The organism is Salegentibacter sp. 24 (genome assembly GCF_004362395.1).
Taxonomy (GTDB): domain Bacteria; phylum Bacteroidota; class Bacteroidia; order Flavobacteriales; family Flavobacteriaceae; genus Salegentibacter.
This window is the reverse complement of sequence record NZ_SNWE01000017.1, coordinates 39205-60414: the sequence shown is the minus strand read 5'-3', so window position 1 is coordinate 60414 and position 21210 is coordinate 39205. Positions and strand designations below refer to the sequence as shown.

Sequence of the window (21210 nt, the reverse complement as noted above, 5' to 3'; positions counted from 1 at the left end):
CAAAAATTATGTTTTTTCACGACGGAAGTTTCGGAGGTATGCACCTGATATGGTGGATTATTTGGATGGCGTTTATCATTTGGATTTTCTTTATCCCAACTGATATCCCATACCAAAAACCAAAAAAAGAAAAGCCATTGGACATCCTAAAAAACAGGTTTGCCAAGGGCGAAATTTCAAAGGAGGAATTTGAAGAATCCAAAAAATTATTAAAATCAGATAACCAATCTTAAAACATATAAATTATGTATCGATTAAATGTAAAAAAATTCGGTTTTGCCCTCGGTCTAACAGTATCCTTAATTTATTTGGGCTGTATGATCGTGATGGCTACAGCAGGACAGGAAGGAACGATTATATTTTTCAACAGCCTTTTACACGGTCTGGACACCAGTAATATTATAAGAATGGACGTGCCACTATTAGAAGCATTTTTTGGTATTGTGCAAAGCTTCATTTTAGGCTGGTTGATTGGAGCGTGTATTGCGGCATTTTATAATGCCCAAATAAAAAACAGATGATTTTGCATTAAATAGGATTGTTTAATCGAAAGTTTAGGTAAGGCCCTCTTGAATTTAGAACATAATTATATCAAAGATTCATAAACCGCTAAAAATGATAAACAGTAATACTTATAAAAATATTAAGATCATTTTGACTCATTTATTTATTGGGGCAGGTATTTTTTATTTCCTGGTACACCCTTTTACAATGGTAATCTACTGGTTTGAGTTCAGTGATACGCCCTTCTCTTTCCCCTTGTTTCAGCAAGTCTTAGAAGAACGTTTTTTGGAATCTTTCAGTTTCAATATGCGGGGCATGGGCGGACTCTTAACTTTATTGGGAGGATTCTTGGGGATAGTTTCAGGTTTATTCTGGATAAACCTGAAAAAGAAAAATGAAATTATTGGCACACAACAGCGGCTGCTTGTTCGTGATATTGAAGAATTAATCCAGGCCGGTGAAAATGAACGGGTGGAATTCAAATCTTCCATACGCTATGATTATTACCGTAAAACAACCAATCGGGAACTGGAGTTGGTCATTGCCAAAACCATTGTGGGCTTTATGAATGCCAAGGGTGGAAAACTTATAATTGGTGTTGATGACGACGGAAATGTTCTGGGATTGGAAAAAGATTATAAAACCCTAAAGCATAAAAACATGGATGGGTATGAACGTGCGGTGTTCAGGATTATCTCTACACAATTGGGTCACGAGGCTTGTTTCAGCAACCATATTTCGTTCTACAGTATTGATGAGAAAGATGTGTGCGTGGTGGATATCGAACCTTCCAACGAACCGGTTTATGTGAGTGATGAAGGAAACACCACTTTTTATGTACGCACAGGAAATGCTACGTATCCACTATCGGTAAAAGAAACAGTGGATTATTTAAAAACCAAAAAGCTTAAGCTTATGCAATACAACTAGTTTATAAGAGAGGTTGGAAATGAAATATCCAAAATGATTCGATTACTAAATTCTTTGGCTTGACATGTAAATCTAATTCGGACAGAATTAGTGGAATTAAACCCGAAATCAGAGATTAAAAAGACGAAAAAAATGAAAATTGTATTGGCCATAGATGGTTCAGATTTTAGTGAAGTAGCCATTAACGAGCTTAAGAAAATGACTTTATCCTCAAATAGTGAAATTCATATTATAAATGTTTATGAACTTCCTAAAACAACCGGTCTGGGATTGCATACTATGGGCGGCAAGATAGGAAATTACATAGAAGAAATTAAAAGTAACGCTCAAAAATTGGGAAACAAAATCGTTTCAGAAGCTTCCGATAAAATCAAGGCCGAAAACAAGGCACTTACCATAACCACAAGTGTTGTTAGCGGACTGCCCAAAAGTACTATTAATGAAAAAGCAGAAAATTGGGGTGCAGATTTAATTGTAGTAGGCTCTCAGGGTCACGGTGCTTTTTCTCGCTTAGTATTGGGCTCAGTATCCCAATATTTAACCACAAATGCCAAATGTTCAGTACTGATTGCAAGAGATAGAAATAAAAAATGAAAGAAAAGCAAACACATAGCATTACGTTGGAATCCACCTGTAAGATAACAGATGAGATATGTCTTCCCGATACTAAATTACCTCGTGTGGTTATCGTTGGTGGAGGATTTGCAGGTTTGGCATTGGTTGAGAAACTGAAACACAAAGAAGTTCAAGTGGTTTTACTCGATAAAAATAACTTCCATCAGTTTCAGCCTTTATTATATCAAGTGGCAACGAGTGCCCTGGAGCCTGACAGTATTGTATTTCCATTCAGAAAACAAATCAATGGCTATAAAAATGTTTTCTTTCGTTTGGCTGAAGTTGAGGAAATTCAACCTGATTCAAATACTATATTGACCAATAAGGGAAGTGTTTCTTATGACTATTTAGTGTTGGCTACTGGCACGACCACCAATTTCTTTGGGATGGATTCTGTGGCCGAAAATAGTTTGGGGATGAAGGATATTCGCGATTCCCTCAACATCCGTCATATGATGTTGCAAAATTTGGAACAGGCAGCTATTACTTGTGATGATAAAGAACGCGACGCGCTGACAAATTTTGTAATAGTAGGTGGTGGTCCAGCAGGCGTAGAAATGGCAGGAGCTTTGGCAGAGTTTTGCAAATACATCCTTCCCAAAGATTACCCAGAGTACCCTTCTTCCATTATGAATATTTATCTAATAGAAGCCATTGATGAGTTGTTAGGCACAATGTCAGACAAGGCATCATCGAAAACCCTCAAATATTTAGAGGATTTGAATGTAAAGGTATTATTAAATGAAGCTGTAAGCAATTATGACGGCAACGAAGTCACTACCAAAAGTGGTAAGACCATTTTGGCTAAAAATCTTATCTGGACGGCTGGCGTAAAAGGACAATTCCCAAATGGTATTGATGAAAAACACATAGTCAGGGGCAACCGGATTAAAACCGATGCTAATTTAAAAGTAGAAGGCTACGAAAACATTTTTGCCATAGGCGATATAGCTGCGCTTATTTCTGAAGAAAGACCCAAAGGGCATCCACAGGTGGCGCAGGCAGCAATTCAACAAGGAAAATATCTGGGTAATTCTATATTAAACCTCATAAATAATAAACCCACACAACCTTTCGAATATAAAGACAAGGGTTCTTTGGCAACCGTAGGAAAACGTAAAGCAGTAGCCGACTTGGGAAAAATGAAGTTTGCTGGCTATTTCGCCTGGTTACTATGGTCCATAGTACACTTGATGTCCATAAGCGGATTTAGAAATAGATTGATGGTTGGTTTTAATTGGGCGGTTAGTTATTTCACTTATGAAAAGAGCAACCGACTGATTATTAGAAATTTTAATCCGAAATCTTCGATTAAAAACAGGGGAAAATAATTTAAAAATGAAGAATAACAGTGAGAATAAAGATAAGCTTTCCCTAATAGGTTCCATATCCCTTGGTACAGGCGTAATGATTGGTGCTGGCATATTTGTCCTAATGGGTCAAATAGCTGAATTAGTGGGAGATCTATTTCCAATAGCATTTATTGCGGGAGCTATTGTGGTAGGTTTTAGTTCGTATTCTTATGTAAAGTTTTCAAACGCTTTTCCATCGTCTGGAGGTGTGGTTAAATTCCTTAACAAATCCTATGGACCTGGAACAACAACAGGGTTTTATTCTTTGCTGATGTACGTATCAATGGTAGTTTCCGAAAGTCTGGTGGCCGGCACTTTTGGAGCTTATACACTTAGGCTATTTCCCGAGTCTTATGCAGGTTATGCCTCTACCCTGGGTGTTGGGCTAATTGTTGTTGCCTATATAGTGAACATCCTGGGCAATAAGGTTATTGGGGTCACCGCAACATTTACCGCTATTATAAAGGTAGTGGGAATAGCAATTTTAGCTATTGCCGGCCTTGCAATTTCAGGTTTTGCCGATATTACGGGAAACTATATTCCCAAAAATACTGAGACATTACCACAAGGCTTCGGATTTGTGGCCGCTTTGGCGTTATCTATCCTTGCTTATAAAGGCTTTACCACTATCACGAACCAAGGGGCCGATATTAAAAATCCGCATAAAAATCTTGGTAGGTCTATCGTGTTTTCCATACTTATCTGCACACTGATATATGTAGCCTTGGCATTAGCTGTTGCGGGAGGTTTAAGCATTCCTGAAATAATCGAAGCTAAAGATTATGCCCTTGCAGCCGCCGCAAAACCTGTTTTTGGGGAATGGGGTTCCTGGATTACCATTGGCATTGCCATTATTGCCACGGTTTCTGGGGTCATTGCCAGTATCTTTTCCTCTTCACGCTTGTTGGCAATGCTCAGCAATATGAAACAGGTGCCTTCTTTAACCAAACTTGGTAGCTTAAAAAATCCAGCACTAATATTCACGTCTTCCCTCGCCATTTTACTGACCGTGCTTTTCGATTTGACAAGGATAGCATCCATTGGGGCTATTTTTTACCTTATTATGGATATCGCTATCCATTGGGGGCTGTTCCGTCACCTTAAAAACAAAGTGGTTTTTCAGCCTATCATCCCATTAATAGCCATCGTATTGGACATTGCGGTATTGGCAGCTTTTCTTTATATAAAATATCTGAACGATCCTTTGGTGCTTATCGTAGCAGCGATTGGGATTGTTCTAATACTTGTTGCAGAACGCCTTTTTATGATTTCACACACAGACGATGAAGGTAATATGCCAATGGGAATGGAAACTACGAACAATAAAACATAATTAATAAAAATCAATTTATATGAAAAATATAGCAGTTATAGGATACGGAGTCATTGGAAAAAGGGTGGCAGATGCCATCAACTTACAAAACGATATGAAGCTTTCGGGAGTATGTGATATCATTAGCGACTGGCGAATTCAAAATGCCGTAAGAAAGGAATACGACATTTATGCAGCAACTAAAGATGCTGCTGATAAAATGAAATCTGAAGGGATTTCGGTAAAAGGCGATATGCAGGAACTTTTAAAGAAATCAGATCTTGTTGTGGACTGTACACCCAAAAAAATTGCCGCTCAGAATGTCGTTATCTACAAGGAGCAAAACATCAAATTTATTCTACACGGTGGCGAAAAACACGAAACCACAGGGCATTCCTTTAGTGCAGAAAATAATTATGAATCAGCTTTAAATCTAAATGCGACAAGAGTAGTTTCCTGTAATACTACGTCTATTTTAAGAACCTTGACCGCTTTAAAAAGAGCTGACTTACTTGATTATGCCAGAGGTACACTTTTAAGAAGAGCTACAGACCCTTGGGAAAGTCATTTAGGTGGTATTATGAATACAATGGTTCCCGAAAAAGATATCCCAAGCCATCAAGGCCCAGATGCTAAAAGTGTTGACCCAGAACTGGATGTCATCACCGCAGCGGTAAAAGTACCCGAAACATTGAGCCATATGCACTACTGGAATGTGAAATTGAAAAAGCAGGCGACAAAGGAAGAAGTGCTAAATGCTTTCAAAACTTCAAGTCGTATTAAATTAATTCAATATGACCAAGGCTTGGTTTCTAACAACACCATTAAAGAAATGTTTCTGGATATGGGAAGACCTTGGGGCGATATGTATGAAGTAGCCCTATGGGAAGATATGCTGAAAGTAGATGGCGACGAACTTTTCTATGCTTATATAGTCGATAATCAAGCTATTGTAATCCCGGAAACAATTGATGCTATTAGGGCATTAACTGGAATTGAAACAGATGGTACAAAATCCATAGCCAAAACAAATGAAAGTTTAGGAATCCATTAAATACTATCAAGATGAAAACAGACAAGAATATAGTAGAACTTTTAGGAGAAAAAGCAGACTTCTATTTAGAACACGTTTGTGAAAAAATAACAAAGGATGAACTGCAAACCCCCAGTAAAGCAAACATAGATAAGGTATTTGTTCAAAGTAACAGAAATCCACAGGTACTTCGTAGCCTTTCCCAATTATACAATCACGGAAATCTGGCAGGAACTGGTTATTTAAGTATCCTTCCTGTTGACCAAGGTATTGAGCATAGCGCGGCCTTTTCATTCTATAAAAACCCAGATTATTTTGACCCAGAGAACATCATAAAATTGGCAATAGAAGCAGGATGTAATGGTGTGGCATCCACGTTTGGTGTATTGGGATTGAACGCCCGAAAATATGCCCATAAAATCCCTTTTATCGTCAAGATTAACCATAACGAGCTACTTACCTATCCAAATAAATATGACCAAACATTATTTGGTAAGGTAAAAAATGCCTGGGATATGGGAGCAATTGCCGTAGGAGCTACGATTTATTTTGGTTCAGCAGAAAGCAACAGACAGCTAAAAGAAATAGCTGAAGCTTTTGAAGAAGCCCATAGTTTAGGAATGGCTACCATTTTATGGTGCTATACCCGCAATGAAAATTTTAAAACCGAAAAGAAAGATTATCACGCTGCCGCCGACGTTACCGGACAAGCTAATCATATCGGCGTAACGATACAGACAGATATCATCAAACAAAAATTACCTACAAACAATTTTGGATTTAAGGAAATTGGGTTTGGGAAATATGATGATGAAATGTATAAAACCCTTACCACAGAACATCCCATTGACCTTTGTCGATTACAAGTCGCCAATTGCTATATGGGCAAAATAGGATTGATCAATTCCGGCGGTGGCTCTAAAGGTGAATCAGATTTGACCGAAGCGGTAACAACAGCATTAATCAATAAAAGAGCTGGCGCCTCTGGATTGATTATGGGTCGAAAAGCATTTCAAAAGCCTTTTATTAGAGGGATTGAGTTACTGCACTCCGTCCAACAGGTATATCTGGAAGATAGTATAACCATAGCTTAATTATAACGAAAACAATTTAAAAACAATAAATCATGAAAAACATACTCGTACCTACAAACTTTTCAGAAAACTGCAAGAAAGCAGAGGAACTCGGAATTGAAATGGCAAAGCTTTACAATTCAGAAATTCATTTTTTTCACTTAATTAACACCCCCGTAAACTGGGTTGAGCTAGATAAGGAAAAAGAAAAAAGATATCCAGAAACAGTAAAGCAAATAGGCATCGCAAAAGCCTCCTTGAGAGAACTGGAGAAAAAAGCAGAACGACAAGGCCTTGAGTGCAGGACTTTTCTTGAATTTGATGGTGGTCAGGCAAATATCCTTAAACATTCGGGTCATTTTCATCACGATTTTATAGTTACGGGAAGTAGTGGCACCCGAGGCGGTATACGTGAGTTAATGGGAAGCAACGTAGAAAAAATTGTTAGGAAAGCTGATGTACCAGTTGTTGTAGTCAAGGATGAAGAAGTATCCTTTCCTTTTAAGGATATCGTTTTTGTTTCAGATTTTCTTCAAGATGTAAGCGATGCATTTAAGCAGGTTATTTCGATTGCTGAAAAATGCGGCGCACATATCCATTTATTGAGGGTCAATACTCAGACCGATTTTAACAGTATAGAACAAGGGTTGGATCCCATCAAGGAGTTCCTGAAAAAATTCCCCGATTTGGATAACTTCTCAATGAATGTATATAACGAACAAGACGTAGAAACAGGGATAAACAATTTTTTACGATATAAAAATGCCGATTTAATCGCAATGTGTACTCACGGACGTACAGGCTTTTTAACTTTATTCTCTAAAAGCATCGCAGAGGGTGTAACCAATCACTCCGAATTACCAGTAATGACTATTAAAATGTAACAATGAATAAATCAGTCTTAATAAAAAAATACTCTGGTGAGTACGAAGCCTTTGATGTAAACAAACTCATCAACTCCCTGCGGCGTTCACGGGCAGATGAGGATATTATTCAGGATGTAGCCCGGAAAGTACAAGAGCAGATTGAAGAAGGAATGACAACCAAAAAAATCTATCAGTTGGCTTTCAAGATGCTAAAACGAAAATCTAGGGTAAGTGCCTCAAAGTACAAGCTCAAAAAAGCTTTAATGGAACTAGGTCCAACCGGTTTTCCATTTGAAAAGTTAGTAGGCAAACTATTGGCACACGAAGGATTTTCAACACAGGTTGGTGTCATAGTTCAAGGCAATTGCGTTCAGCACGAAGTGGATGTGATAGCGCAAAAAGGAAATAAACATTATATGATTGAATGTAAATACCATAGTGACCAAGGCAGGTTTTGCAATGTAAAAATCCCATTATATATCCATTCACGGTTTTTGGACGTGGAAAAGCAATGGAAACACCAAAAAGGTCACGAGGCTAAACTTCATAAAGGCGGGGTTTACACCAATACGCGTTTCACAACCGATGCCATTCAGTACGGGAAATGTGTTGGAATGCTTATGACCAGTTGGGATTATCCAAGAGGAAATGGTCTCAAGGACAGAATAGATAAATCGGGGCTACATCCCTTAACCGCTTTAACAACACTTACCAAAGCTGAAAAAACAAAATTATTGGATCAAGGCATCATACTCTGCAAGGAGCTACACGAAAATCCAGACTTTTTGGAACAAATGGGTATCAGTAAGCTAAGGCAAAATAAGATACTCGAAGATTCAAGAGAATTATGTAGATCCCATTAATTCAAATAATGAATAATTACTAATTTTTAAAAATAATACAAATGAAAACTGAAGAATTGCAAAAACAGGGCAACATAGATTTAGAACCATTTTACTAGGCATTGGAAGATGACTCAAAACTACTTGAAGAAGCCCTTGAGATATTATTGGAAATGGTTCACTTTGAACCTAAATCAGTAAAGAAATTGGCTCTTTTTATTAAAGAGGATTCTCGTAATCTATATAAAGAAATAGTGGAATTGAGCAAATCAAAACAAGATAAAGGAAATACACCTTCCTGCTGCGGTGGTCACAAATTTGGGGAGCAGCTCTTGTAGTAAATTATGTACAACAACCTAAATAGATACCAATGAAAAAAAATAAAATAAACATCCATTTCTTAGGAGCGGCAGGCACAGTAACCGGCTCAAAATATTTAGTGGATACAGGAGATAAAAAGATACTCATAGACTGCGGACTTTTTCAAGGGGTAAAGGAATTACGCCTTAAAAACTGGGAGTACCCACCTGTTAATGTTGCTGATATTGATGCTGTTTTGCTCACCCACGGCCATATGGACCACACAGGTTATCTGCCGAGATTGGTAAAGCAAGGCTTTAATGGACCCATCTATGGTACCAACCCCACTTTGGATATTGCAAAAATCATTTTGAATGATAGTGCAAAAATTCAGGAACAAGAAGCAGAACGTGCCAATAAAGAAGGCTATTCCAAACATAATCCTGCTGAACCATTGTACGACCTAAAGGATGTAGAAAAAACTATCCCTCATTTTAAAGGAATTCCGCAATCACAATGGATTCCATTGTTTGATGGCATAAGGGCTCGATTTCAATATAATGGACACATTCTGGGAGCAACTTACATTGAGTTGGATGTACACAGGAAACGTTTTGTGTTTTCTGGCGATATAGGCAGAACAAACGATTTATTACTGTTTCCGCCATTAAAGCCAAAAAAGGCAGATGTATTATTTATTGAATCCACCTACGGAGGAAGATTTCATCCTGATGAAGTAGAAGCACTTCCACAGATAGAAAAATTGGTCAATGACACCATCAACAGAGGTGGCAGCCTATTTGTTCCAAGTTTTTCAGTAGAACGTGCCCAATTGATGATGCTGATTTTTTGGAAATTATTGAAAGAGAAGAAAATACCAAAAATACAAATGATAATGGATAGCCCAATGGGAGCAAGTGTATTAGAATTGTTTCATCGCACAAGAGATTGGCACAGGTTGGAAGATAACGAATGTGACGAAATGTGCTCGCACTTTACGGTCGTAAGCAGTTATCGGGAAACAATGGAATTACGAACAGATAATAAACCGAAAATCGTGATTGCAGGAAGCGGAATGCTCACAGGCGGAAGAATGCTAAACTACCTTGAAACACAGGCACAAAACCCCAACAACACCTTGCTTTTTGTGGGTTATCAAGCTGAAGGTACGCGAGGCAGAAAATTATTGGAAGGCGATAAGGAACTTAAAGTGTATGGAAAATGGGTGCCCTTTGATATGGAAGTTGCAGAAATTGAAGGGCTTTCGGCACACGCAGACCACGCAGAACTTATGGACTGGATGGATAAGATAAAAAACAAACCCGAACGTATTTTCATTGTACACGGTGAAAAAGAGAGTGCAGAAGCATTGCAAAAAGGCATCAAGGAAACCTATGGGTGGGATGCAGAAATTCCGCAATTATACACCATCGAAGAAATAGAATAAATCGAAAAATCACAACAACCAATAAAATATGGACACACACTCAAACATATTAAAATATAAACATCTCGGAATCTATACCCAAAACGAAAATGTAGTGTATATGCGCGAAGATTGCCACGTCTGTATTTCAGAAGGGTTTGAGGCACTTACCCGAATAAGAATATCCAATGCAAATACATCAATCGTAGCAAGTCTTAATGTCCTGAATTCTGATATTCTGTTGCCTAATGAAATCGGACTATCAGATGCTGCTGCGAAAAAACTCAATGTTTCCCCAAACGATACATTATATGTTTCCCATTTAGAGCCTATTGAATCCTTAAGCCACGTCAGGGCAAAAATCTATAACAAAAAACTGGATTATAAGGCCTATAACAACATCATAACCGATATCGTGGAAGGCGATTATTCCAACATCCACCTTTCGGCATTTATTACTGCCTGTGCTGGCGACCGAATGGATATTGATGAAATATCCGACCTAACGAAAGCAATGATTGCTTCCGGAAAGCAACTGAACTGGAACAAGGATATCGTGGTCGACAAACATTGTATTGGCGGATTGCCTGGCAATAGGACAACACCATTGGTAGTTGCCATTGTTGCCGCGTATGGGCTTACTATGCCAAAAACATCCTCACGGGCAATCACTTCGCCAGCAGGCACAGCAGATACAATGGAAGTACTGACCAATGTTACGCTCTCTTCCGAGGAAATAAAGACCGTAGTAGAAAAAGAAGGCGGATGTTTTGTTTGGGGCGGTACAGCGCAGTTAAGTCCTGCCGATGATGTGCTCATTAAAATTGAAAAAGCCTTGGATATTGATAGCGAAGGTCAGCTCATCGCTTCAGTACTCTCTAAAAAGGCAGCAGCTGGTTCTACTCACGTGGTCATTGATATTCCCGTGGGAGAAACCGCCAAGGTTCGCAGTACCGAAATGGCAGAAAAACTAAAAAATCATATGGAAACCGTTGGAACTGCTGTTGGGTTGAATGTAAAAGTTGTAGTTACGGATGGCACGCAGCCTGTTGGAAGAGGTATCGGTCCAACTTTAGAAGCCATAGATATATTAAAAGTTTTGAAAAATGAGGAAGATGCACCTAAAGACTTAACAGAAAGAGCATTGCTTTTAGCTACTGAACTATTAGAACTTTCTGGAAAAGTAGAAAAAGGAAAGGGACAGGAAACCGCACATAAAATTCTCAAATCTGGAAAAGCATATGAAAAATTCGTAGCCATTTGTAAGGCGCAAGGTCAATTTTCAAAACCAGTTTTAGCACCTTATAAAATTGAAATTAAAGCTGAAAAGTCAGGCGTTTTGCAACGAATTGATAACCGTAAAATTGCAAAACTGGCGAAGCTTTCTGGAGCACCACAATCTAAATCGGCAGGGATTCTTCTAAATGTGCATTTGGGAGAACAAATCGAAGAGAACCAACTGCTTTATACCATATATGCTGAATCCAAAGGTGAACTTAATTATGCCTTGGAATATGAAAACAACCATAACGACATCATAACTATAAATTAAAGAACATACTATGAAAACAATATTATTCAGTCTTCCCGGAAATGAAGAACTCACAGAACTAATGGCTACAAAAATGGATGCTGAAGTGGGTCAAGCCACATTAAGGAAATTCCCTGACGGGGAATCATACACGCGCATATTGTCTGATGTTAAAGATAAATGTGTGGTACTGGTATGCACCTTGCACGAACCGGACGAAAAACTGTTGTCACTATATTTTTTAAGCCACACAGCCAAATCATTAGGAGCTATGTGTACCTGTTTGGTAGCACCCTATTTGGCGTATATGCGGCAGGACAAAGTATTTAATGAAGGAGAAGGAGTGACTTCCGGTTTCTTCGGAAAATTGATTTCTGGTTTCGCCGATAGCATTACCACAGTTGACCCTCACTTGCACAGAATTAGTTCGTTGGGAGAAGTGTATCAAATTCCAAATAAAGTGATTCACGCTGCCGACGCAATTTCAGAATGGATTAAAGAAAATATCGAAAACCCGGTACTTATCGGACCTGATTCTGAAAGTGAACAATGGGTATCAGAAGTCGCCAAAAATGCAGGAGCACCATTTACGGTATTACAAAAGGTGCGTCACGGTGACCGTGATGTAGAAGTCTCTGTTCCCGATGTGGATATATATAAAGATGCTACACCCATTTTGGTAGATGATATTATTTCCACAGCCCGAACAATGATTGAAACCGTACAACATCTTAAAAAAGCAGGAATGAAACCACCTATTTGTGTAGGCATTCACGCCGTTTTTTCAGGAAACGCCTATCAAGATTTATTGGATTCCGGAGTAGAAAAAATAGTGACTTGTAATACCATCCCACACTCTTCAAATGGAATTGATTTAAGTGATATTATGGCAAAAGAGGTAAAAAAATTAATGCACCATATATGAGAAAACAAGGCTTTATAGTACTAATCACTTTATTCAGCATCACAATGACTGGACAAACTGAAATGCTCATTGGGCAGATTTCAGGCAGAGTTGTTATTCGGGAAAACTTTGATAAAGAAGGTGATTTTCTCAATAAACAAACTTTTGAAGCTGGAGAAACAATAAAGGAAAATGGATATTATGAAATAAAGGTAGTTACAGAATTGTTTGACAAAAACAAACAATCAACCGATAAATACACTACTACCTACCGTTGTGAGCCAGATGACGCCAATGTAATGATAATGGCTTTTCCGTTTTCCAAGCCAAAATCAAAAGAAACCGAAATTAATACCATTTCTGAAAATTTTAAAAAGCTCTACGATTTACAAAACTTGAAAGATATTAAATTGGAAATGAGTTTTGACTCGGGCTTGTTAAACTTTTTTGGTTCCAAAAGCATCATAAAAATTTATGACCGAAAATTAGAGGATGGGAAAAACACTATAAAATCAAAAATTAATATTAAAGCCTATGCCTGGGGAATTCGCATTAAGCAACTCAATTATACCGTTATCGAAAAATTAAATGAAAAAGGTTTATTGACTTTTCAAAAATTTTCAGAAGCAGATAACAGCTATTTTACAATAAACTATAAATAAAGACAGATGAAAAATTACGATACACTTTCTGAAGCCATAAACGATTTACAGGGAAATGGCTATACATATGATTTTAACCTAAAACCAGAATGTTTGGAGTGTGCCTCACTAAAAATTGAAATACACCCAGAAGATTTTAATGTTGACGAGATGCATCGTTTTGAGGGTATGAGCAGTACCGACGATAATAGTGTGCTTTATGCTATTTCATCAAAAAATGGGATTAAAGGACTTTTGGTAGATGCCTATGGCGTCTATGCCGAAAACATTTCGGAAGCTATGAGAAAAAAATTACGATAACACTTAAACAAGACAATAATGGAAAATCACGAACACCACAATCACGATGAAATGGACCATTCTAAAATGGACCATTCTAAAATGGACCATTCGAAGATGAAACACAAAAAAGAAGACCATTCTAAAATGAACCACAAAGGTGGAGACCATTCTGGCCACAATCCAGGGCACGGAGAACACGGGCACGACCATCATAAAATGATGATTGCCGATTTTAGAAAACGGTTTTGGGTAACCCTTGTACTTACTATTCCCATACTGTTCTTCTCGCCGATGATTCAGGACTTTTTTGGATATGAGTTTTTGCTTCCCGGAAATCCATATATCCTTTTTGCACTTTCCACAATCGTATATTTCTATGGTGGTTGGCCATTTTTAAAAGGATTCTGGTCTGAAATCAAAAAAGGTGCACCAGGGATGATGACCCTTATTTCTATGGCCATTACCGTGGCTTACGTTTATAGTTCGGCAACGGTGTTTGGTTTAGAAGGTGTCGATTTTTTCTGGGAACTGGCTACGCTTATTGCTATTATGCTTGTAGGTCATTGGATAGAGATGAAAAGCGTTCTAGGCGCCTCTAAGGCCTTGCAGCTGTTAGTAAGCATGATGCCTGCCGAGGCACATCGTGTTAAAGGAGACACTATTGAAGATATTCCTCTGGAAGATTTACTGAAAGATGACGTAATACTTGTAAAACCAGGTGAAAAAGTTCCTGCTGATGGGATTATAGTAGACGGTTCAAGTTACCTGAACGAATCTATGCTTACAGGCGAATCCAAACCTGTAAAAAAAGATGAAAACGATAAGGTTATTGGTGGTTCGGTAAATGGTAACAGTACCTTAAAAGTAAAGGTTGAGCATACTGGAAAAGATAGCTATCTCAACAAGGTCATCAAAATGGTCGAAGAAGCGCAAAAAACCAAATCAAAAATGCAAAACCTCTCGGATAGAGCTGCAAAATGGCTTACCTATATCGCATTAGGTATTGGTTTTGGAACATTAGCGGTATGGCTGATTTTAGGCTTTCCATTTGTCTATGCTTTAGAAAGAATGGTTACCGTTATGGTCATTGCTTGTCCACACGCATTAGGTCTTGCCATACCACTTGTGGTTGCTATTTCTACTGCTGTTTCAGCTCAAAACGGGTTATTAATTCGAAATAGGACAGCTTTTGAAGAATCCCGAAAAATATCAGCTTTATTGTTTGATAAAACGGGAACATTGACCAAAGGCGATTTTGGCGTTACTCGAATTGAGTCTGTTAGCGAAACTTATTCATCTGAAGAAATTTTAAGGCTTTCGAGTGCATTGGAACAAAGTTCGGAACATCCTATCGCCGTAGGTATTATTAAAAAAGTCAAAGAAGATAATATGACCATCCCAAAGCCTGAAAACTTTAATGCAATTACAGGTAAAGGCGTTGAGGCCAATGTAGAAGGTAAGCAAGTAAAAGTGGTTAGTCCTGGTTTTTTAAGGGATGAAAAAATCACTATTCCCGAAGACGCATACAGTGATGCCGCTGAAACAGTTGTTTTTGTCTTGATTGATGGAAAATTAGCTGGTTACATTGCTCTTGCCGATGAAATACGACCAGAATCTGCCGAAGCCATAAAAGTCTTTAAAAAGAATAATATAAAAGTTTTAATGGCTACCGGTGATAATGAAAGAACTGCCAAAGCTGTTAGCGATAAACTCGGCTTGGATGGATACTACGCCGAAGTTTTGCCACATCAAAAAGTGGAAATAGTAAAAGAATTGGAAAGTAAGGGAGAGTTTGTGGCTATGACTGGCGATGGTGTAAACGATGCGCCTGCACTTGCAAAAGCTGATGTTGGTATTGCCGTTGGTTCAGGTACTGACGTTGCCGCCGAAACAGCAGATATCATTCTGGTCAACAGTAACCCACAGGATATTGCCAACTTAATTCTCTTTGGAAAAGCCACCTACAATAAAATGATTCAGAATTTGATTTGGGCTACAGGATATAATGTAGTGGCTATTCCTTTAGCAGCCGGTGTATTATATTCTTCAGGCTTTGTTTTAGGACCAGCTGTAGGAGCGGTATTTATGAGTTTAAGTACGATTATAGTGGCCATTAATGCGCAACTATTAAAGCGAAAAATCGGTAAAAAATAAATGGACAAAAAAGAAAAACTCAACAGGATATTTTTAATCCTGTTGAGTTTATTTGTAGTGATGTTGGGCTATGGTATATTATTGCCAACCCTTCCTTACTATACCGAAAGGCTTGCTTTAGGAGCTAACCTCGATACTAATTCGATCAATTTTCATATTGGACTGCTTACAAGCATTTATCCATTATTTCAATTAATTTTTGTTGTGGTATGGGGAAAGCTTTCAGATAGATATGGACGTAAACCAATTATATTAATCGGTCTAATTGGGTTTGTTATAATGCAATTGCTTACTGGTCTAGCAACATCTTTGACAATGCTATATATTGCTCGAATATTTGGAGGTATTTTTACGTCTTCAGTTATTCCTGTTAGCAACGCATATTTAAGCGACATTACTTCAGAAAAACGGAGAACCAAAATAATGGCCTGGTCTGGTGTTGCTATTAGCTCTGGTGTTATTTTTGGCCCTGTTTTAGGCAGTTTTCTATCCCAAACTAACCTACACTTTAAATATTCGTTTTGGATATTACATCTGGACCGGTTCTCAGTTCCTTTTATTTTGGTTGCACTTTTAGGTTTTACTGTATTGGTTATTTTGATTAAATCGTTTAGGAATACAAAACCGGTTAGCAGGTTTGTTTCAGGAAAACAAAAATTAAATTTTAGTTTTAGTAGGTTCTTTATTGTCCTATTACTGCTCTCTTTTGTTATGCAGTTTGTAGTGACCCTCTTTGAAACGGTTTTTTCAATTTATGGAAAAAATCAGTTGCTATTTTCAAGTAATCAGATAGGAATTGGTTTTATGGTCTGTGGGATAGTAATGGCTGTATTACAACCTGTATTTGCGACCTATGGAGAGAAAATATTGACAGCAAAACAACAAATTGGAGCCGGATTGTTGATTTCAGGCATTTCACTAATCGCATTTCCTTTTTTCGGCAATGAAATTTATGTCTATGTACTGATTGTAACATTCGCCACTGGTGGAGCAATTGTAACCCCTAACCTACTTTCAGCCGTTTCCTTACTTTCAAAAGAAAAGGCGGGCAGTAATATTTCTGTACAGACCTCGGCAAACAGTGTGGGACAAATTTTAGGTCCGGTTATAGGGACTTGGCTTATTACAGGTGGGTTTTATTTTCCCTTTATTATTGCCGGCATCATTATATTGACCGCCATTGGATTACTTTATTTTTATAAAAGCTTTAATAGTAAAACAACTAAAATAGGACAAGACAACAAAGTATCCTAAGAAAAGCAATAATCTTATTTCTTAAAAATATATTTAAATTTTTATTATCTCATAATCATTTAATTTTTTAAGGCAGTTCCAGAGCACCATCAGCATCACTCTGATTGGTGAAATAAGTCCGTCCATCTGCTAAAAAATGTGATCCTAATTGGTCACCTACGTTTTTTGTGGTACAAACTTTTACTATTCTGATTTTAGCTATTTATTTATATTGTAATATCACCCCAATTTCATAAGAATCAGTTCAATACTACGACGGAAAAGACTTCACAATTCCTCGCGCTCTATATTACGTATAGTAATACTATCCAGACGACCGTCTATAAGTTTCCGACTAATGAGCTGAGTGTCCATCCTGTCATTTGTGGTGTATTGCTCCTTTCCTTTACGGTCTGTATCAGCGGGATTCACTAATAGGGATTTCCCTCTAAAGGTCTCAAAGCTGCGATAGGCACAATAGAATAATCTTAATAATATCAATTAAAATATAAAGTTCATTCTGTAGTCACTTCACCACAATATTTGATAAAACGAAATAACCAAGTCTGGGCTATGGCGACCATATTTATCCCGGTTATCATAAGGTTTTATTCTGAATAATTTTAATTAATATTAAATTTCAGGGAATTCGGACTTTCAAAAAATGTTGTACCCAGTCCAAAAAAAAAGATTTCAATTTCTTGAAACCTTGTCAATGCCAGTAGAGGGACTTGGACTCGAGAGACCTTCTGGTTATAAACTTGGTATTACCAAATGTCAGATATTTATCAACGGTTGATTAACCATCATAAATCATGTTATTACAGACTTTTAATCCATATAAATTTAAAAATTAATAACTTCATCAAGTGCTTCATCAGCATCCCGGTGCATAAAATTAGCTTGATAATTCAAGGTAGTTTTTAAATCACTATGACGATAGAGCTTTTGTAACATTAATGGATGAATTCGATCGCCAGCAATATTACCAAAGCTATGCCTAGCAATGTGATTAGATAAGTTTTTTTCGATTCCACATTCCGTGGCAATTAGCTTTAAGCATTTATTAAAAACCTTCGTAGCACTTTTTGTTTTTATATAAATTTGTTCAGCATCCTTAGGATTGGTATTTCTTAAAAAGGGGAATACAAAACCTTTATTAAGGTGTTTCTCCTTTTTGTAATAATTTAAAATTTTTTCCGCTTTCAAAGGAATTTTAAGGCTGAGTGCTTTTTCATTTTTGTTCATCACATAATAAAGACGATCGTCCTTAAAATCAGACCACTTCATTTTAACCACATCGGAAATACGAATTCCTGCGAAATAAAAAGAAAATAACCATATGTTGTGCGTATGCCAGATAGAAGTATTTTCCTCCAATTTCAACTGTTCAATTTTCTCAACCTCTTCTACGCTAAGTCCTACTTTATTACCAGAACCAATTCTAATTTTTTCCTTATCTCCGGCAAAAGGATAATATTTTTGATCAATAATTCCTTGCTTAATTGCTAAATTAAACAGGGTTCTAATTAAAATAAGCTGATTAGTAATAGTTCTGGTTTTTTGTCCTAAATAAGAATAGCAAAAGGTTTTGTATTTATTAATGAATACTTCATCGATATCTCTAAAAGAAAGAGCTTTACTTTTTTTGAAATGCTCTACCCCATCCATCCATACATATTTATTACGACGAGCATTACTGATACGTTTCAATCTGCGTTCCTTTATATCCTCAATGATCGCTGACTTCCTTTTAGTCCTTTTAAAGTTTAAAAATTCTTCAATATTATACAGTATAGATAAATCACCTTTTGCAACTGAGAATATTCCCCTCTCATATTTTTCCATTATACGTTCAGCCGCTAATTCAAAAAATGATTTTTGCCCCCTGGCTCCCTTTAATTTTTGCTTGATCTGTTTTGGAGTAACACGATCTTCAGAGTGGAAAAATAGGTTATTAGCCTCAACCATTTTCTTCATTAAAAAAATGTTGAGCTGTTGCGAGTTTGGATGACTTTTCTTAGCCATTCCAGCATTGTTATCCCAATCTTTCTCAAAAACATATTGTCCGAGCCACTTGTAATTAGTTTTATAATTCTCACTAATTCTCAGTGCTAAAGGAATTCTTCCATCTTTTCGAATCATATTCTTCCTTAAAACTATCTTTATGCTAGCCATAACTATTTAATTTTGAACTTTATAAAGATAAATAATTAGTTTATAAACTAGTACAGAATAAGTACAGAATAAGTACAGAATCACTTGATTTTAACAGAATTCAATTGATTGCAAAAATTACGTATTTAACTGATAATCATATATTTTAACGGTTTTTAATCTATTTTGAATAACTACTTGTCGATGTTCATAACCCGGAGGTCCCGAGTTCAAATCTCGGTCTCGCTACTAGAAAAAAAAGGGGGTTCGAAAAATCGAAATCCCTTTTTTTTTCAGTTACAACATTGGGACTTTTTTTCATTTTCATTTTTATTTTCATTATTTTTAAAAGATTGCATTTGCAATTAAATCTCTTAAAAAATTTAAAATAAAATATTCCTTTTCTAAAAAAAGTCGCAATTTTCTAATAATTATGTTGCGTAGCAGAAGATATAGTCACTCCTATGATTTCTCAGCTTTTGTAATAGAAGTTTTCGGCAACCGGAAGGGAATTAACTATAAGTGAGCATATCGAATTTTCTGAAAATGGAATCCCGGTTAAGATTATTAGAAGAGTCTCACAAGTATACAAAAGAGTGTAATTTAAAAATAAAAGTCTCGTACCCATAGGGAAAAGTAAAATTTGTCGTAATGGATTTTGGCCGATACCTGGATGATGAACCAGGACCGTCTTTCAAATCAAAATACAAGTAGTCTTAATGGCTTTTTATCCATGAGCCTGAAATGTGAATTAGTTAGAAAAGCATAACTGAAGTTGTAAGGAGAACATTCACCTCATCAAAAATAGCAGCGGAAGATTAGCCAATACTTATATTGAGTATTTTTCATGGAAACTAAACTTTTGCAAATGGAGCCTTCTCTAATGCATATCTAAGAAACCTCAGCATCCTATGCCATCAAAAAATCAACCCCTCAAAACAAGGTTACATATTCGGAATAGAAATCGGGAACCTTATGACTTGAAGTCCTTGGCCGATGCTATTCCAAAATTAAAAAACCATATTAAGCCCAATAAATATGGAGGTGATTCAGTAGATTTTTCTAGTCCAGTTGCTGTAAAACTTCTAAATCAAGCGCTCCTAAAGCATTATTATGGCATAAACAAATGGCAGTTTCCTGATAAGAATTTATGCCCACCCATCCCTGGTAGAGCTGACTACCTTCACTATATTGCTGATTTATTGAGCGAAAGCAATGCCGGAAAAATACAAAAAGGAAATCAAATTTGTGGTCTTGATGTGGGAGTTGGAGCTACTTGCATCTACCCTATTATTGGCGTTACAGAGTACGATTGGAACTTTATAGCTTCTGACATTGATCCCAAGTCAATTGCCTCAGCTCAGCAAATTATTAATTCAAATCCATCTATAAAAGACAAAGTTGATTGTAGATTACAAAAAGATCCGACTGCAATTTTTCAGGGCATAATCAATAAAAAAGATAAAATTGATTTCACAATTTGCAACCCACCCTTTCATGCCTCCATCGAAGAAGCTAAAAGAGGAAGTCGACGAAAATTAAGGAACCTCTCAGGAAAAAAAGCAACTGAAGCTAAACTTAATTTTTCAGGAGCTAAAAATGAACTTATCTACGATGGTGGAGAATATCAATTCATCAAAAACATGATTCGCGAAAGTGAAGAATTTGCTAAAAGCTGTTTCTGGTTTTCAGCTTTGGTATCAAAGCAATCTAACCTTAAGGGTATTTATAATTTACTAGAAAAAGTAAAACCCACTCAGCTTAAAACCATTTCTATGGGAACCGGCAATAAAAGCAGCCGAATTGTAGCTTGGACGTTCCTTTCAAAGGAAGAACAAAAGGTATGGAAAGAAGAGTGGTAAGCTAACTAAGTTATGCATTTCCATCCTAACAGGTGAAGGGCCAACAAATATCATTTTTATCCATGGAAAATTAAATAGCTTATAATACTATAATATGGAGCCTCTTCTCAAACCTATTGAATCTAAATAGTTCACTATATCTATCCTACTAAATATGAACTCGTGCAGGTTT

The 21210-nt window shown here is 36.9% G+C and carries 21 protein-coding genes; 19 read left to right on the top strand and 2 right to left on the bottom strand.

The window, feature by feature from the left end:
- The first annotated feature begins 8 nt into the window (after positions 1-8).
- The 18 genes from DET49_RS12750 (at position 9) to DET49_RS12665 (ending at position 17040) form a co-directional block, all read left to right on the top strand.
- On the top strand, positions 9-233 hold the full coding sequence (locus DET49_RS12750) for an SHOCT domain-containing protein (RefSeq protein ID WP_027884439.1): 225 nt from the start codon (positions 9-11) through the stop codon (positions 231-233).
- A 12-nt stretch (positions 234-245) separates the two neighbouring features.
- Positions 246-521: a DUF5676 family membrane protein gene (locus DET49_RS12745; protein ID WP_027884440.1), complete on the top strand. Its 276-nt coding sequence runs from the start codon at positions 246-248 to the stop codon at positions 519-521.
- A gap of 94 nt (positions 522-615) precedes the next feature.
- Positions 616-1434, top strand: a complete 819-nt coding sequence (locus tag DET49_RS12740) for a helix-turn-helix domain-containing protein (protein WP_037314446.1) — start codon at positions 616-618, stop codon at positions 1432-1434.
- 132 nt (positions 1435-1566) lie between these two features.
- A complete protein-coding gene (locus DET49_RS12735) occupies positions 1567-2028 on the top strand; it encodes a universal stress protein (RefSeq protein WP_075327984.1) in 462 nt (153 codons plus the stop codon).
- Positions 2025-3380 (top strand): NAD(P)/FAD-dependent oxidoreductase, encoded by a 1356-nt coding sequence (locus tag DET49_RS12730; RefSeq protein ID WP_133548480.1) that lies wholly within the window; start codon positions 2025-2027, stop codon positions 3378-3380. The genes DET49_RS12735 and DET49_RS12730 overlap by 4 nt, the downstream gene beginning before the upstream one ends.
- Positions 3381-3387: 7 nt before the next feature.
- A complete protein-coding gene (locus DET49_RS12725; protein ID WP_133548479.1) occupies positions 3388-4734 on the top strand; it encodes an APC family permease in 1347 nt (448 codons plus the stop codon).
- Between the two features lie 19 nt (positions 4735-4753).
- Positions 4754-5767 carry a type II glyceraldehyde-3-phosphate dehydrogenase gene (locus tag DET49_RS12720; protein ID WP_133548478.1) on the top strand — a complete coding sequence of 338 codons (1014 nt, stop codon included), beginning with the start codon at positions 4754-4756 and terminating at the stop codon, positions 5765-5767.
- A gap of 11 nt (positions 5768-5778) precedes the next feature.
- Positions 5779-6840: a class I fructose-bisphosphate aldolase gene (locus DET49_RS12715; protein WP_133548477.1), complete on the top strand. Its 1062-nt coding sequence runs from the start codon at positions 5779-5781 to the stop codon at positions 6838-6840.
- A gap of 32 nt (positions 6841-6872) precedes the next feature.
- A complete protein-coding gene (locus DET49_RS12710) occupies positions 6873-7703 on the top strand; it encodes a universal stress protein (protein ID WP_027884447.1) in 831 nt (276 codons plus the stop codon).
- Positions 7704-7705: 2 nt separating this feature from the next.
- Positions 7706-8548 carry an ATP cone domain-containing protein gene (locus DET49_RS12705; protein ID WP_013072812.1) on the top strand — a complete coding sequence of 281 codons (843 nt, stop codon included), beginning with the start codon at positions 7706-7708 and terminating at the stop codon, positions 8546-8548.
- A gap of 101 nt (positions 8549-8649) precedes the next feature.
- The gene (locus DET49_RS12700; protein WP_223825836.1) at positions 8650-8865 is read left to right on the top strand and encodes a hypothetical protein; all 216 of its coding nucleotides are present in this window, start codon (positions 8650-8652) and stop codon (positions 8863-8865) included.
- Positions 8866-8897: 32 nt separating this feature from the next.
- Entirely contained in the window at positions 8898-10274 is a 1377-nt protein-coding gene (locus tag DET49_RS12695) for an MBL fold metallo-hydrolase RNA specificity domain-containing protein (protein WP_133548476.1), read from the top strand.
- A gap of 28 nt (positions 10275-10302) precedes the next feature.
- On the top strand, positions 10303-11805 hold the full coding sequence (locus tag DET49_RS12690) for a thymidine phosphorylase family protein (protein WP_008616398.1): 1503 nt from the start codon (positions 10303-10305) through the stop codon (positions 11803-11805).
- 10 nt (positions 11806-11815) lie between these two features.
- Positions 11816-12709: a ribose-phosphate pyrophosphokinase gene (locus DET49_RS12685; RefSeq protein WP_008616396.1), complete on the top strand. Its 894-nt coding sequence runs from the start codon at positions 11816-11818 to the stop codon at positions 12707-12709.
- Positions 12706-13350 (top strand): hypothetical protein, encoded by a 645-nt coding sequence (locus DET49_RS12680; protein ID WP_041579017.1) that lies wholly within the window; start codon positions 12706-12708, stop codon positions 13348-13350. The genes DET49_RS12685 and DET49_RS12680 overlap by 4 nt, the downstream gene beginning before the upstream one ends.
- A 6-nt stretch (positions 13351-13356) precedes the next feature.
- A complete protein-coding gene (locus tag DET49_RS12675) occupies positions 13357-13650 on the top strand; it encodes a hypothetical protein (protein WP_008616393.1) in 294 nt (97 codons plus the stop codon).
- Between the two features lie 18 nt (positions 13651-13668).
- The gene (locus DET49_RS12670) at positions 13669-15786 is read left to right on the top strand and encodes a copper-translocating P-type ATPase (protein ID WP_133548475.1); all 2118 of its coding nucleotides are present in this window, start codon (positions 13669-13671) and stop codon (positions 15784-15786) included.
- On the top strand, positions 15787-17040 hold the full coding sequence (locus tag DET49_RS12665) for an MFS transporter (RefSeq protein ID WP_133548474.1): 1254 nt from the start codon (positions 15787-15789) through the stop codon (positions 17038-17040).
- A gap of 267 nt (positions 17041-17307) precedes the next feature.
- On the opposite strand, the gene DET49_RS18495 is transcribed toward DET49_RS12665, so the two are convergent.
- Both DET49_RS18495 and DET49_RS12660 read right to left on the bottom strand, forming a co-directional pair.
- Positions 17308-17520, bottom strand: a complete 213-nt coding sequence (locus DET49_RS18495; protein WP_156101176.1) for a hypothetical protein — start codon at positions 17518-17520, stop codon at positions 17308-17310.
- A gap of 345 nt (positions 17521-17865) precedes the next feature.
- Positions 17866-19197 (bottom strand): site-specific integrase, encoded by a 1332-nt coding sequence (locus DET49_RS12660; RefSeq protein ID WP_075327075.1) that lies wholly within the window; start codon positions 19195-19197, stop codon positions 17866-17868.
- Positions 19198-20087: 890 nt separating this feature from the next.
- Between DET49_RS12660 and rlmF the strand changes: the two genes are divergently transcribed.
- Positions 20088-21038, top strand: a complete 951-nt coding sequence (gene rlmF, locus DET49_RS12655) for a 23S rRNA (adenine(1618)-N(6))-methyltransferase RlmF (protein WP_133548473.1) — start codon at positions 20088-20090, stop codon at positions 21036-21038.
- The last annotated feature ends 172 nt before the right edge of the window (positions 21039-21210 follow it).